Annotated in this window: 14 protein-coding genes; all 14 read left to right on the top strand. The window is 36.2% G+C overall.

The window, feature by feature from the left end; genetic code table 11:
* Nucleotides 1-235 precede the first annotated feature (235 nt).
* The 14 genes from J4771_RS10245 (at nucleotide 236) to J4771_RS10180 (ending at nucleotide 13,722) form a co-directional block, all read left to right on the top strand.
* Entirely contained in the window at nucleotides 236-1,546 is a 1,311-nt protein-coding gene (locus J4771_RS10245; protein WP_224134922.1) for a UDP-glucose dehydrogenase family protein, read from the top strand.
* A gap of 20 nt (nucleotides 1,547-1,566) precedes the next feature.
* Entirely contained in the window at nucleotides 1,567-2,535 is a 969-nt protein-coding gene (locus tag J4771_RS10240) for a hypothetical protein (RefSeq protein ID WP_224134921.1), read from the top strand.
* Between the two features lie 44 nt (nucleotides 2,536-2,579).
* Nucleotides 2,580-3,428, top strand: a complete 849-nt coding sequence (locus J4771_RS10235; protein WP_224134920.1) for an ABC transporter permease — start codon at nucleotides 2,580-2,582, stop codon at nucleotides 3,426-3,428.
* A gap of 73 nt (nucleotides 3,429-3,501) precedes the next feature.
* On the top strand, nucleotides 3,502-4,290 hold the full coding sequence (locus J4771_RS10230; protein WP_224134919.1) for an FkbM family methyltransferase: 789 nt from the start codon (nucleotides 3,502-3,504) through the stop codon (nucleotides 4,288-4,290).
* Complete coding sequence (locus J4771_RS10225) at nucleotides 4,290-5,519, top strand: class I SAM-dependent methyltransferase (RefSeq protein WP_224134918.1); 1,230 nt, start codon at nucleotides 4,290-4,292, stop codon at nucleotides 5,517-5,519. The genes J4771_RS10230 and J4771_RS10225 overlap by 1 nt, the downstream gene beginning before the upstream one ends.
* 3 nt (nucleotides 5,520-5,522) lie before the next feature.
* Entirely contained in the window at nucleotides 5,523-6,254 is a 732-nt protein-coding gene (locus J4771_RS10220) for an FkbM family methyltransferase (RefSeq protein ID WP_224134917.1), read from the top strand.
* A complete protein-coding gene (locus J4771_RS10215) occupies nucleotides 6,254-7,132 on the top strand; it encodes a GDP-mannose 4,6-dehydratase (protein ID WP_224134916.1) in 879 nt (292 codons plus the stop codon). Before J4771_RS10220 ends, J4771_RS10215 begins: the two co-directional genes overlap by 1 nt.
* 3 nt (nucleotides 7,133-7,135) lie before the next feature.
* Nucleotides 7,136-7,582 carry a hypothetical protein gene (locus J4771_RS10210; RefSeq protein ID WP_224134915.1) on the top strand — a complete coding sequence of 149 codons (447 nt, stop codon included), beginning with the start codon at nucleotides 7,136-7,138 and terminating at the stop codon, nucleotides 7,580-7,582.
* Nucleotides 7,575-8,702, top strand: coding sequence for a glycosyltransferase family 9 protein (locus tag J4771_RS10205; RefSeq protein WP_224134914.1), 1,128 nt, complete (start codon nucleotides 7,575-7,577; stop codon nucleotides 8,700-8,702). Before J4771_RS10210 ends, J4771_RS10205 begins: the two co-directional genes overlap by 8 nt.
* On the top strand, nucleotides 8,692-9,768 hold the full coding sequence (gene gmd / locus J4771_RS10200; RefSeq protein WP_224137824.1) for a GDP-mannose 4,6-dehydratase: 1,077 nt from the start codon (nucleotides 8,692-8,694) through the stop codon (nucleotides 9,766-9,768). The genes J4771_RS10205 and gmd overlap by 11 nt, the downstream gene beginning before the upstream one ends.
* 18 nt (nucleotides 9,769-9,786) lie before the next feature.
* A complete protein-coding gene (locus J4771_RS10195) occupies nucleotides 9,787-10,869 on the top strand; it encodes a glycosyltransferase WbsX family protein (protein ID WP_224134913.1) in 1,083 nt (360 codons plus the stop codon).
* A gap of 68 nt (nucleotides 10,870-10,937) precedes the next feature.
* The gene (locus J4771_RS10190) at nucleotides 10,938-12,152 is read left to right on the top strand and encodes an ABC transporter ATP-binding protein (RefSeq protein ID WP_224134912.1); all 1,215 of its coding nucleotides are present in this window, start codon (nucleotides 10,938-10,940) and stop codon (nucleotides 12,150-12,152) included.
* Between the two features lie 54 nt (nucleotides 12,153-12,206).
* Nucleotides 12,207-12,791, top strand: a complete 585-nt coding sequence (locus J4771_RS10185; protein ID WP_224134911.1) for an acyltransferase — start codon at nucleotides 12,207-12,209, stop codon at nucleotides 12,789-12,791.
* A gap of 10 nt (nucleotides 12,792-12,801) precedes the next feature.
* Nucleotides 12,802-13,722, top strand: coding sequence for a glycosyltransferase family 2 protein (locus J4771_RS10180; RefSeq protein WP_224134910.1), 921 nt, complete (start codon nucleotides 12,802-12,804; stop codon nucleotides 13,720-13,722).
* Nucleotides 13,723-13,906 lie beyond the last annotated feature (184 nt).

The raw sequence follows: 13,906 nt of genomic DNA, 5'->3' as shown, positions 1-13,906 counted from the left end.
TTCATTTTTATTCCGTAAATCCGAGTGCAAAGATACAAAAAACTTGGGAAAATGCAAATTGTTTTGAGCTGGGTGATAGAAGCTGGATGTAAGATATTAAAATTGTACCTTAAAACTTAAAAAACAAAAACTCATTAACTGAAAATTTAACCCTGGAATCAGGCAACTCGTAACTAGAAAAATTTCCACATTTTATAATTATCTTTGCAAAATATTTTTTTAAAAAACCCAAATTTTGAATATCACTATTGTCGGAACAGGTTACGTAGGTTTGGTTACAGGAACAACTTTGGCGGAGTTGGGAAACAACGTTTATTGCGTTGATATCGATGCAAAGAAAGTGGAAGCCATGAAAAACGGCATCGTCCCTATTTACGAACCAGGTCTTGAAGAAATGTTTCTCCGAAATATTCAGGCGCAGCGCTTATTTTTTACCACCGATTTAAAGGAGGCTTTAGATAAAAGCGAAGTCATTTACTTGGCATTACCAACTCCACCCGGAGAAGACGGTTCTGCCGATTTATCCTACGTTTTGAAAGTTGCCAATGATATTGGCGAAATGATGACGGATTACAAAGTGGTAGTAAACAAATCCACCGTTCCTGTTGGAACTGCAGATAAAGTTCGTGAGACCATTTCTTCAAAAACACAAATTCCTTTCGACGTAGTTTCTAATCCTGAATTTCTGCGCGAAGGTTTTGCCGTGGAAGATTCTATGAATCCAGCAAGAGTTGTGGTGGGAACAGAATCTGAAAAAGCGCGTGAAATCATGTCTCAGATTTATCAACCGTTTACCAATACGGGTGTCCCGATTATTTTCATGGATGAAAAATCTTCGGAGTTGACCAAATATGCTGCAAACTCCTTCCTTGCCGTGAAAATTACGTTCATGAACGAAATCGCAAATTATTGCGAAAAAGTGGGTGCAGATGTGGACAAAGTTCGCCTCGGAATGGGAAGTGACGACAGAATTGGTCATCGTTTTCTTTTTCCTGGAATTGGTTATGGCGGAAGCTGTTTCCCGAAAGACGTGAAAGCATTAATTAAATCTGGTAAACAATCAGGCTTTGATTTTCAGATTCTTGAAGCGACTGAAAATGTGAACCAAAACCAAAAAGTGATTCTTGTTTCGGAAATCGAAAAGTATTTTGGCGGAAATCTTCAAGGTAAAAAAATCGCTTTGTGGGGACTTGCTTTCAAAGCGAATACCGATGATATTCGGGAAGCTTCGTCTTTAGACAATATTAAAATTTTATTGGAAAAAGGCGCAGAAATTACTGCGTATGATTCCATTGCAGAAGAAAATGTTCGTAGAATTCTTGGTGATAAAATTTCTTATGCTAAAGACATGTATTCCGCTCTTGAAAACGCTGACTGCCTTTTAATTGCAACGGAATGGAGCGAATTTAAAAATCCTAATTTCAAGATAATGGCTGCAAAAATGAACAACAAAGCCATTTTCGACGGACGAAATATGTTTGCTTTGGAACAGGTGGAGAATTCAGGATTTTATTACAAATCGATAGGAAGAAAAACGGTGAAATAATCCTTTTTTAGTTAATTACCTTGAACTTAAATTTATTTTCCAAACTGATTTTCGTAGCACTTTTGGCTTTTGTCATCAGTAGTTTCGTGTATTTTGCTTTTGGGAATATTTATTCCTCAAAAATCCTGAATGATGAAGATTTTCAGGAGCAGTTTCATTCGGGAATTTATAAGTACCGGATTTTAAGTGGTTATTTTCTAGTATGGATTTATGATTTTATTTCAAATTTAAATATTGATTATCAAATCTTTAAGTTAAAATTTTTCGACAAAGACTCTGAACCGAAAATGTTTATCTCTTTTTACATTTTAAATACCCTTTTTCTGATTTTAAGTTCCACTTTAATGGTTTTAATCACCGAAACGAAAAATTTTGTCGCCACCAGTTCAGAGAAGTTGTTGATGACAGCGGCAGGAATTTTTGTGGTTGGCTTCACGCAATTTGTGATAGTTCCTTACGACGTTTCCAGTTATTTCTTCTTGTTGCTGTTTTTTTATGTTTTAATTCAATATGTCGGAACTCATTCCACCAGAAGCTTGATTTTGCTTAGTTTGATCATCGTGATTTCAACTTTAAACAGGGAGTCTTCCGCACTTTCAATTTCTTTGGCGGCCACTTTGCTGTATGGAAAATTTGGTTTAAAAAAGGAAGCAATTTTACCGGTTGCGGTTTTAGGCATTACCTTTATAGCGGTTTATCTGGGAATGCGATTTTTTACTGAAAGTTTTTCAACCAACGACGGAAATCTCTTTATTCAAAACCTTACGCAGCCAAAAAACATTCTGGGAATTTTGTTCTGGTTGGTATTTTTTCTCTTCACCCTCATTTTGGCTAAAGACCGAACTTCGAAAAAAAATATTTTGATGTTTCATCTTTTTGCGCTCCCCTATATTTTTATGTGTATTTACACTGGAATTTTGTACGAAATTCGACTTTACGTCCCATTATTTATCACTTCTCTGCTTTTAGCGAGAGTACAATTTTCATAGATTGATTAATTTACCTTATTTTTGCTGAAAATTTACACATACAAATGACCGAACCTCAACAGCAGTGGACAGAAACCATCGAATCCAAGCACTCTCTTTTCGACCTAAAACTTGGTGAAGTTTGGCGTTACAAAGATTTGGTGTTTATGTTTGTGAAGCGCGATTTTGTCTCCAGTTTTAAGCAGACTGTTCTTGGTCCCGTTTGGTTTTTCATCAACCCCATTTTAACTACGATTGTTTACCTCGTAATTTTCGGAAATATCGCAGGACTTTCTACGGACGGCGTTCCGAAAGTTCTATTCTATCTTTCCGGAGTAACGTTGTGGAATTATTTTGCGAGCTGTTTAACCGGAGCATCTAATGTTTTTACATCCAATGCAGGAATTTTTGGCAAGGTGTATTTCCCACGTTTGGTGATGCCTTTAACGGTGGTAATTTCAAATTTGATGCGTTTCGGCGTGCAGTTCCTTCTTTTTCTTCTGGTTTTCTTTTTCTACCTTTTTAAGGGAGAAATACAGCCAAATATTTGGATTTTGGCCACGCCGTTTTTAATTATTCTAATGGCTGCTTTTGCATTAGGCGCAGGAATGATTTTCTCGGCGATGACGACAAAATACCGTGACTTACAGATGCTTTTAACATTCGGGGTGAGTTTGTATATGTATGCAACACCGGTGGTTTATCCGCTTTCTGTTTTATCGGGAATTTGGAAGAAGCTTGCTTTTTATAACCCTTTATCGGGAATTTTTGAATGTTTCAAATACGGTTGGATGGGATCCGGAGACTTTTCACCCTTGATGTTGATTGTGAGTTCTGCAATTATTTTTTTCATACTTGCTTTAGGAATACTTATTTTCAATAAAGTGGAAAAAAGTTTTATGGATACAGTTTAGATTTATTTAAAACAATTAAAAAAATCAAATCACCTTACTCTTACATTTATAAACTAATAATACTTAAAACATCATGATTAAAGAAGGTCTACAAAAAATCGTTAACAGTTTGGGATATAAAATTTCAAAGTTTGATAAAAACACTTCGTTAAAGAAATCATTTAAAAGTAATGCCCTCTCTTTATTTGAAACAAAAACTGGGAAATATTTTTTACCGACGCACGCTCATCAAGATGTTATTGCAATCGCCATAAAACAAGATAAAATTTTTGATGAACCTATTTTAGAAATTGCGAAAAAATACATCAAATCTAACACTATTGTTTTGGATGTTGGCTCTAACTTTGGACAGATGGCGATTCTTATGTCGCAGTTTGTAGGAAATGAGGGATATGTTTATGCATTCGAAGCCGATGATTTTGTCTTTGATATTCTTGAAAAGAACGTTGCTGAGAATTCCGCAAAAGTTAAAGCAGTATTTGGAGCGGTTCACGACAAAAGCAATGAAACCCTATATTTTCCCGTTCAGGATTTTGAGAAATTTGGAACTTATGGTTCCTATGGGATCGACTATGTAAATGGTAAAGGACGACCAGTAAAAACCATAAAAATTGATGATATCGAATTTGAAAAGCCAGTGAGTTTTATGAAAATTGATGTGCAGGGAGGTGATTTATTTGCACTTAAAGGAGCCGTTCAAACAATAAAAAAATATAAGATGCCTATCATTTTTGAGTACGAATATTCTTTTGAAGACGATCTAAATTTATGCTTCCAAGATTATGTTGATTTTGTAAACGAAATTGGCTACAAATTCTCAAAAGTTTCAATGGGTCAAAACTATTTAATATTACCTAAATAATGTACAATAAAATTACACAGTGCCGTATTTGCAAAAGCAATAACTTACAACATACCCTGTCTTTAGGCGAACAGCAACTAACTGGTGTTTTTCCAAAAACTAAAGAAGAAAAAATAACCACAGGTCCGGTTGATATGGTTTGGTGTTCTGATTGCGGGCTGCTTCAGTTAGAACAAAGCTACAGTCTGGATGAAATGTATGGTGATAATTACGGCTATAGATCAGGTCTTAACGCGTTCATGGTAAATCACCTAACCCAAAAAATTAAGACACTGGAAACTTTGGCTCAATTAAAAACTGAAGATTTGGTTATTGATATCGGCAGTAACGACGCAACTTCCTTGAAAGCTTATGAAACCGATTGCGAGAAAGTGGGAATTGATCCAACGGGGAAAAAGTTTATCGAATACTATCCAGAAAACATTCGCTTAATTCCAGATTTCTTTACTGCTGAAGCCTTTAAAAACGAATTCGGTGAAAAAAAAGCGAAAATCATTACCTCGATCGCCATGTTCTACGATTTGGAGGATCCGAATGCATTCGTGAAAGACATTCATGAGGTTTTGGATGATGAAGGAATTTGGCATTTTGAGCAAAGCTACATGCCGTCGATGTTGCGTGCAAATTCGTACGACACACTTTGCCACGAACACTTAGAATTTTATTCCCTGAAAGTGGTAAAAAATCTACTTGAAAATAACGAAATGAAGATCGTTGACGTGCAGACCAATGACATCAACGGTGGAAGTTTTGCAATTACGGCAGCAAAAAAGGAATCATCATATACTCCAAATTCCGCTGTAATCAACTGGATGCTGCAACAGGAAAAAAACATGAAACTTGATACTGTTGAACCTTATCTCGCCTTTGCGGAGCGAATGAAAAACCACAAAGAGCAACTGGTTTCTTTGATCAACGCATTAGTTGCCGACGGGAAAAAAGTTTTTGGATATGGTGCTTCAACAAAAGGGAACGTTCTGCTGCAGTATTGCGATTTTACCCCAGAACAAATTACCTGCATTGCAGAAGTAAATGAACAAAAGTTTGGCAGCCTCACTCCTGCAACACATATTCCGATTATTTCTGAAAAAGACGCCAAGGAAATGAACCCAGACTATTTTCTGGTGCTTCCATGGCATTTCCGCCACAGTATTTTGGAACGCGAGAAGGAGTTTCGCAAAAACGGAGGCAAATTTATTTTCCCGTTACCTGAAATTGAAATCATCTAACTTATGAAACGTAAGATTAAAGATTTCGTTGGAAAGATACTTTACAGTATATATCCCCAATTACAGATTACTGTTTTGGAAAGATCGAAGCAAAACTCTTATTCGCAAGCAGGAGAAGATGCGGTCGTGAATTTTCTGTTTTCGGACTATGGAATCAGAAATATAAAATATTTAGATTTAGGAACAAATATACCCAACTTCGGAAACAACACTTATGCTTTTTATAAGCGCGGTTCCACTGGAGTTTGTGTAGAAGCGGATGCCTCGCTGATTGAAAACATCAAAAAAATTCGTTCCAGAGACAAGGTCATCAATGCAGGTGTTGCTCCCGAAAACGGCGAAGCAGATTTTTATGTGTTCAATGAGCCCGCAATTAGCACATTTGATAAAGAAGAAGCACAGTTCCGTGAAGGACAGGGTAATTACAAGATAGAAAGAGTTGTTAAAGTGCCTTTGATTACCATCAACAAGATCATTGAGGATAATTTTGAAACCTATCCCCATTTTCTTTCGGTGGATATTGAAGGTTTGGATCTTATGGTGTTGAAGACCCTTGATTTTGAGAAATATCCGATTCCCGCAATTTGTGTCGAAACCTGCACCTATAGCGAAAATCATATCCGACCGAAGGATTCCTCAATCAAGGATTACATGGAAACAAGAGGTTACGAAGTATATGCAGACACCTATATCAACACGATTTTTGTAAATAAAAATTGGTTTTATAATAAATAATGGCAAGAGCGCTCGTTTTTGGAATTACTGGACAAGACGGTTTTTATCTCACTCAAATACTTGAGAGAGAGCATATCGAAGTTATTGGTGTTTCCAGAAACAATGAAGAATTTATTACGGGCAATCTTTCTGATTTCACATTCGTGGAAAACCTCATCAAAGAAATTCAGCCAGAATATATTTTTCATCTTGCCGCAAATTCGGTAACGCACCACAATGCATTGTTCGAAAATTATGAAAGTATTTCTACGGGAACCTTGAATATTTTAGAATCGGTTTACAGAAACAACTTACACTGCAAAGTTTTTATATCGGGCAGTGCAATTCAGTTTAAAAATGAAGGCGGTCCCATTAATGAAGAAACAGATTTCGAAGCTTCATCTGCTTATTCTCTTGCACGAATTCAGTCGGTTTATACGGCGAGATATTATCGAAAACTCGGCTTACAAGTTTATGTGGGTTATTTCTTCAACCACGACAGTCCCCTGCGAAATGAGCACCATATTAACAAAAAGATTACAAACGCCATCAACAAAATAAAAAGCGGGATTTCTGAAACTGTTGAAATTGGAGACCTTGATGCAGAAAAGGAGTTCAACTTTGCAGGTGATATGATGGAAGCGGTTTGGGTTTTGGTAAATCAAGACAGTGTAACCGAAGCTGTTTTGGGAAGCGGGAAAAGTTATCCTGTTAAAGATTGGATTAAAATCTGTGCAGAAATTACAGGTGTAGAAGATGTTTTCAACTATATCAAAAAAAATGAAAGCTATAAATCTCCCTACAAAAAATTGGTTTCTGATCCTACAAAAATTAAAAACCTAGGTTGGAAACCTAAAGTAAACATGAAGCAATTAGCAGAATTGATGTTAAAAAATTAAGAAATGGCAGAAACATTAGGATCGCTTTGCGATAAACTCACCATCGTAAAATTAAAACAATACCATACGGAAGATCCTGTAAGATTATCTTCTCTAAACGAACAGCAGCTACAACTTCAGGAAGAAATACAGGATTTTGTGAGCGATGCAATTAATGGTTTAATTCCACTGAACAAACTAACTTTCAAAGCTAATAAAGTCTTTAAAAAAGAAGGAAATGAAACTTCAGCAATTTCAGGAAGTATTGGCGAAGTGTTTGCAAAACTGGCGGAAATTAATTGCGAACTGTGGCATGAGCAGGAAAAAGTTTATGATTTTGAAAACGTAAATGCAGATGAAAAAAATCATGTCATCAATAGATTGGCGATTTTAAACTTGGAAAGAAACAACTGTATCGACTTGATTGACAATGGTTTTAAGGAAAGCTTAACCTTAAAAAATAATGGATAAACCAAAAAAGTTTTTAATAGGACAACTCGGTTGTTTTGGCGACTGTCTCTATGCGACGACGATTGCCAAACAAATTAAGCACGACTATCCAAACAGTCATGTAACCTGGGCTGTTCACAAAAAATATAAAAGCATACTTGAACTTAATCCGCACATTGATGAATTTTGGATCATCGAAAATCCAGATTTGTATGACGACGGTTGGTTGGAGTTTGAAAATGAAGCTCTGAGAAGAAAAAAACAGGGAATATTCGATGAAGTTATTTTTTCACAAATTGGTTCTTACAACTTTATAAGGTTTGATGGCACAATTCGCTCAACAATTTTAAATGCTTATAAAAATAAGATTACGGTTGATGCTTCTCCTGTAATAAGGCTGAGCGATAAAGAGGTTGAAACCGTAAAAATTTTTGCCGAAAGAAACAATTTATCTAAATATAAACATGTTGTACTTTTCGAATGCAGCCCCGGAAGCGGACAGTCGAACATGAATTTCGATCTCGCACTAGAAATTTCGAAGGAGATTACCAAGAACAATTCCGATGTATGTTTTGTACTTTCAACGCTTAATGAAATTGAAGAACATAATCCACAAATTATCAGTGCAAAAGCCCTAAGTTTTCGGGAAAATGCAGAGTTAACAAAATATTGCACACTGTTATTAGGTTGCAGCAGTGGAATTACATGGCTTTCAACTTCAGACTGGGCAAAGAAACTACCCACAATACAGGTTCTAAACGATGAGTTTTATATTTTTGCCGGAGTAAGCTATGATTCGGAAAAGTGTGGCAAATCATTAGAGGTCGTTGAGCTTCTAAATCCCAACAAAGAAAAAATTATATCCTGCCTCGAAAATTATTTTTCGTCAGATATCCAGAACGTCAAATCAAAATTTCATGAAATTTACAGACCTTCTCTACAACATTTTTATATGGTTAGAAATGGCTATCTGAAACAAAAGTATGGACCTTTCAAATTATACCGCTTTGCAAAATCTTACCATAAGAGAAATCCGCATTTAGATTTTGCAGAAATACTAAAAATTGCATTTAAAATTACTAATTTGCAAAATAAGAAGAACGACTTCATGAAAAAAATAAACAAAAATGATGGAAAATAAAACAGCGTTAATCACAGGAATTACTGGACAAGACGGCGCTTATCTCACCGATTTCCTTCTCGGAAAAGGGTATACTGTACACGGAATCAAAAGAAGAACATCTCTTATAAACACCGATCGTATCGATCATGTGATTGAAAAACATCACCCAAATTTCCATTTGCATTATGGCGATATGACGGACAGTTCCAACATTATCCGAATCATCCAACAAACACAACCCGACGAAATTTATAACTTAGCAGCACAAAGCCATGTTCAGGTAAGTTTCGAAACTCCGGAATATACTGCAAACGCAGATGCAATAGGTACATTACGATTATTAGAGGCCGTAAGAATATTGGGACTGCAAAATAAAACCAGAATTTATCAGGCCTCAACTTCTGAATTGTACGGAAAAGTTCAGGAAGTTCCACAAACTGAAAAAACACCTTTTTATCCACGTTCACCGTATGGAGTTGCAAAATTGTATGGTTACTGGATTACCGTGAATTATAGGGAAGCTTACAATTTATATGCTTGCAACGGAATTCTCTTTAATCATGAAAGTCCGATGCGTGGTGAAAATTTTGTGACCAGAAAAATCACCTACGGAATCGCAAAAATGGTGAACGGAATAGATTATTGCCTGGAATTAGGAAATTTCGACGCGAAAAGAGATTGGGGACACGCAAAAGATTATGTTGAAGCAATGTGGTTGATGTTGCAACAAGAAGAACCAGAAGATTTTGTAATTGCAACTGGAGTCACCACTTCGATCAGAGATTTTATTGTGTTAGCTTTTAAGGAAGTTGATGTGGAGCTTTCATTTGATGGAAATGGAGAAGATGAGAAAGCGATTGTAACGAAAACGGGAGAAAAAAGCGGCAACATCAAAGTTGGAGACGTGGTGGTGAAGGTTCACCAAAGATATTTCCGCCCCGCAGAAGTAGATTTGCTTGTGGGCGATGCCACCAAAGCAAAAGAAAAATTAGGATGGACGCCAAAATATAATTTAGCTATGCTAGTAAAAGAAATGGTAGCCGAAGATGTGAAATATGTGAAACGAGAAAATATTAAGATTTAAATAAGACGCAGCCCTATCATGTCGCAAAACATAAAATATCTCGCATTTTACCTTCCGCAATACCACCAAATCCCTGAAAATGATGAATGGTGGGGAGAAGGATTTACGGAATGGACGAACGTGAAGAAAGCGAAACCTTTATTTAAAAATCACAACCAGCCTGTAATACCGGGTGAACTGGGATATTATGACTTACTGAAAACTGAAGGAATCCAACAAAAACAGGCAGAATTAGCAAAGGAAAACGGCATTTACGGATTCATCTATTATCAGTATTGGTTTGGTGACGGTAAAATGCTTTTGGAGAAACCTGCGGAAAACATGTTTGAAAATAAAGACATTGATTTACCATTCTGTTTTTGTTGGGCAAACGAAACTTGGCGGGGAATTTGGCACGGAATAGATGATGCAAAAAAAATATTGGCAGAACAAAAATATTTAGGAAAAAGAGATTATACCAACTATTTCAATTATGTACTACCATTCTTTAAAGACGACCGATATATCAAAATTGATAACAAGCCATTTTTCGTAATCTACGATCCGGTTGCAGTTCCGCAAGAGTTTATGGAGATTTTTGAAAAACTGGCAAAAGAGAATGGATTTGATGGAATGTACTTCGTAGCAAGCAACAGATCAGGAAACCACATCGATTATGCCGCAAAGAATTTTGATGCCAAAATTTCGGGCGATTACAATATGTTGTTGAATGAAGAACTCGATGATTCAAGAATAGTAAAATTGAAAAACCTGATCAAGGAAAAGGTGATTGGCAAAAAATCAATCAGGAAAATCGATTACGCAAAATTCTTTAAATCATTGGTTTATACCAACTCGAATGTGGAAACTTATCCTATGTTGTTGCCGAATTGGGACAACAGCCCACGAAGCAAAGAAAAGGGATTCCTCTTTACCAATTCTTCTCCAGAAAATTTTGCTCATGAGGTAAAAAAGGCAGTGACATTTGCTAATAATAACCTCGATAAGAACAAATTTGTAATTATTAAATCATGGAATGAATGGGCGGAAGGAAATCACATTGAACCCTGCCAAAAATGGGGAGATGCCTTCGTGAAAGTAATAAAAGAAAATCAAAAATAAATAGAACATCCTTTTAAAATAAAGACCAAAAAAAATTGCATTTATATTCACTCGCCAAATCTTAAAAAATGCTCGCACTAAAAGCAGAAAACATATCAAAACAATACCGACTCGGACAAGTGGGAACGGGAACGCTTTCGCATGACCTGAACAGATTATGGGCGCAAATCCGCGGAAAAGAAGACCCTTATTTGAGAATTGGGGAAACCAATGACAGAACATCAAAAGGCGAATCTGAATACGTATGGTCTCTGCGGGACATCAATTTTGAAGTAGAACAAGGGGACGCGGTAGGAATTATCGGAAGAAACGGGGCCGGAAAATCAACTTTGCTAAAACTTTTAAGCAAAGTAACAAAACCAACAACCGGAAAAATTTATAGCAACGGAAGAATTGCCTCGCTGCTCGAAGTTGGAACCGGATTTCACCCCGAAATGACAGGCAGAGAAAACATATACCTCAATGGAGCAATCCTTGGAATGACCAGAAAGGAAATCAACCGAAAATTTGATGAGATTGTAGATTTCTCTGGAGTGGAGAGATATATCGATACACCTGTAAAAAGATATTCATCCGGAATGTACGTTCGTCTTGCGTTTGCTGTTGCCGCTCATTTGGAATCTGAGATTTTGATTGTGGATGAAGTTTTGGCTGTGGGAGATGCGGAGTTTCAGAAGAAATGTTTGGGGAAGATGGGAGATGTGAGTAAGGGTGAAGGAAGGACGGTGCTGTTTGTGAGTCATAATATGGCGGCGGTCAACAATTTATGTAAATCTGGAATTTTGTTGGACAAAGGCTTACTCTTGAAAAATGGAAATATAGAAGAGGTGAGTTATGCGTATAAACAATTGCGAATAGACACATACGAAAAATACATCGCAAAAAAACAAAAGGATTTATATGTTTCAGTAGCAGAGATATTAGGCGACAGTGCAGAATTTTACAGCAATGAAAATATTTCATTTCATTTTAAAATTGAAAACCATTTGCCGAAAAACTCACATTTCTTTATCCTAATCCGAATAATGGATGGTGACGAACAACCAATTTTCTCTGCAGAGCAGCCTATTGAAGACAAGAATTCATTCTCGATAACGATTCCTCAAAACACTTTGGTGAAAGGAAATTATTCGTTGAGTATTTATTTATACAAGCCAGGAAGTTCACCATTTGACGTAGTTGAAAAATGCTGTGATTTTTCGGTAATTAACAATAATGACGAATTTGCACATCTGGAAAACTTCAACATTGGAAAGGTTTATTCACCAACTATTTGGCACTAAGCTTACACATTTTCCTAAATTTGTTTCATGTTAAATAGAATCAAAGAAAAAATAGTGGTCAAGTTATTTAGGGTATTGGAAAAATACAGAAGAAAACAGGATTATTTGGCAATGCAGTCAATCGGGTTTAAATCGGTTGGGAAAAACTTCAATATTGGTTCAGATTATCGGATTAGTGGAGAAAAATATATCGAGATTGGAAATGATTTCTTTGCTTTAAACCGGTTGCGCATTGAAGCTATCGACAAGTTCAATGAAGAAAAGTTTTCACCACGACTACAGATTGGAAACAATGTAAAAATCAACAACGATGTGCACATCGGGTGTATAAACCACATTGAAATTGGAGACAATTGTCTTTTGGCAAGTAGAATCTATATCTCTGATCATAATCATGGCGAATTTTCCAAAGAAATGTTGAAGATCGCACCAAACGAAAGACCGTTAATTTCTAAAGGTCCAGTAATTATTAAAAACAATGTTTGGATTGGTGAAGGTGTAGCGATTTTACCCAATATAACCATCGGCGAAAATGCAATCATTGGCGCCAATAGCGTGGTAACAAAGGACATTCCCGCGAACTGTATCGCGGCTGGAGTTCCTGCAAAAATAATCAAGGAATTAGAAGCAAAAATTTGAACACATTGAAATGCCTAGAATCTACTTCATCATCGTCACCTACAACGCCATGAAATGGGCGGAAAGATGTTTTTCCAGTTTGCGAAAATCATCAACTCCTCTTCAGGTAATAGTTGTAGATAACGGTTCTACAGATGGCACACAAGAATTCATCAAAAGCAATTTTCCGGAAGTAGAACTCATTCAGTCACCGGAAAATTTGGGTTTTGGGAAAGCCAATAATTTAGGTATAGAGCTCGCCTACAAAAATGGCGCAGAATTTTTTTATCTGATGAATCAGGATGCGTGGATTTTTGAAGACACCGTTCAGAAACTGATCAATTTCTACGAAAATTATCACAATAAAGTCGAAATCGGCATTTTAAGCCCAATCCATTTAGACGGCTCTGAAAAAAAACTGGAAATTTTTGTCGAAAAATATTTGGGCACAAACGCCTTTAAAGACAGGATTTTCACAGATTTGCTTTTAAACCAAAACCGAAAATACTTCGAACTCGATTTCATTAATGCCGCACACTGGTTTTTGCCTAAAGATACCGTGGAAAAAGTGGGAGGCTTTAATCCTTATTTTTTTCATTATGGCGAGGATAACGAGTATGTAAATCGATTGAGATATAAAGAGAAAAAGACATTTTTAATAAAAGACTGTTTTGCTGTGCACGACGGAAAGCAGGAACTTGGAAAAGTTGACTACTCGAGATATACCGATACATCCATTGACACAAATATTCTGGATCCCAATCACCATTTTACGCCGGAAGAATTTGCAAAATCTTTGAAGAAAGCAATTTTAAAAAACGCTTTGACGGGAAATTTTCAACAAGCAAAAAATCAGCGAACCGCTCTGAAAAGAATACAAAGCAACAGTAATGAACTAAAAAAGCTGAAAAAAATTCTTTCAACAAGCCCGCATCCATTTTTAAATCTGTAAATTTAGTATGACTTAGCTGGTTTTTTTAGGATTTTAATGTTAGACGGAAATCCACATGTGAGTATTTTTCTCCATTAGGATTGTTCTTGCTTCTTAAATCTTGGCAAAAATGAAGTAGAAATGAATTTGTAATTAATAAAGTAAAATAATATTCTGATATCATTAAATTCAAAACACATTTAAT

The organism is Candidatus Kaistella beijingensis (assembly GCF_020084865.1).
Classification (GTDB): domain Bacteria; phylum Bacteroidota; class Bacteroidia; order Flavobacteriales; family Weeksellaceae; genus Kaistella; species Kaistella beijingensis.
This window is presented reverse-complemented; position numbering and strand designations above follow the sequence as displayed.

What these genes read in the sequence shown, in the direction of transcription:
- J4771_RS10235 (WP_224134920.1), top strand. Translation starts at nt 2,580, where the DNA reads ATGACCGAACCTCAACAGCAGTGGACAGAAACCATCGAATCCAAGCAC.
- J4771_RS10230 (WP_224134919.1), top strand. Translation starts at nt 3,502, where the DNA reads ATGATTAAAGAAGGTCTACAAAAAATCGTTAACAGTTTGGGATATAAA.
- J4771_RS10225 (WP_224134918.1), top strand. Translation starts at nt 4,290, where the DNA reads ATGTACAATAAAATTACACAGTGCCGTATTTGCAAAAGCAATAACTTA.
- J4771_RS10220 (WP_224134917.1), top strand. Translation starts at nt 5,523, where the DNA reads ATGAAACGTAAGATTAAAGATTTCGTTGGAAAGATACTTTACAGTATA.
- J4771_RS10215 (WP_224134916.1), top strand. Translation starts at nt 6,254, where the DNA reads ATGGCAAGAGCGCTCGTTTTTGGAATTACTGGACAAGACGGTTTTTAT.
- J4771_RS10210 (WP_224134915.1), top strand. Translation starts at nt 7,136, where the DNA reads ATGGCAGAAACATTAGGATCGCTTTGCGATAAACTCACCATCGTAAAA.
- J4771_RS10205 (WP_224134914.1), top strand. Translation starts at nt 7,575, where the DNA reads ATGGATAAACCAAAAAAGTTTTTAATAGGACAACTCGGTTGTTTTGGC.
- gmd (WP_224137824.1), top strand. Translation starts at nt 8,692, where the DNA reads ATGGAAAATAAAACAGCGTTAATCACAGGAATTACTGGACAAGACGGC.
- J4771_RS10195 (WP_224134913.1), top strand. Translation starts at nt 9,787, where the DNA reads ATGTCGCAAAACATAAAATATCTCGCATTTTACCTTCCGCAATACCAC.
- J4771_RS10190 (WP_224134912.1), top strand. Translation starts at nt 10,938, where the DNA reads ATGCTCGCACTAAAAGCAGAAAACATATCAAAACAATACCGACTCGGA.
- J4771_RS10180 (WP_224134910.1), top strand. Translation starts at nt 12,802, where the DNA reads ATGCCTAGAATCTACTTCATCATCGTCACCTACAACGCCATGAAATGG.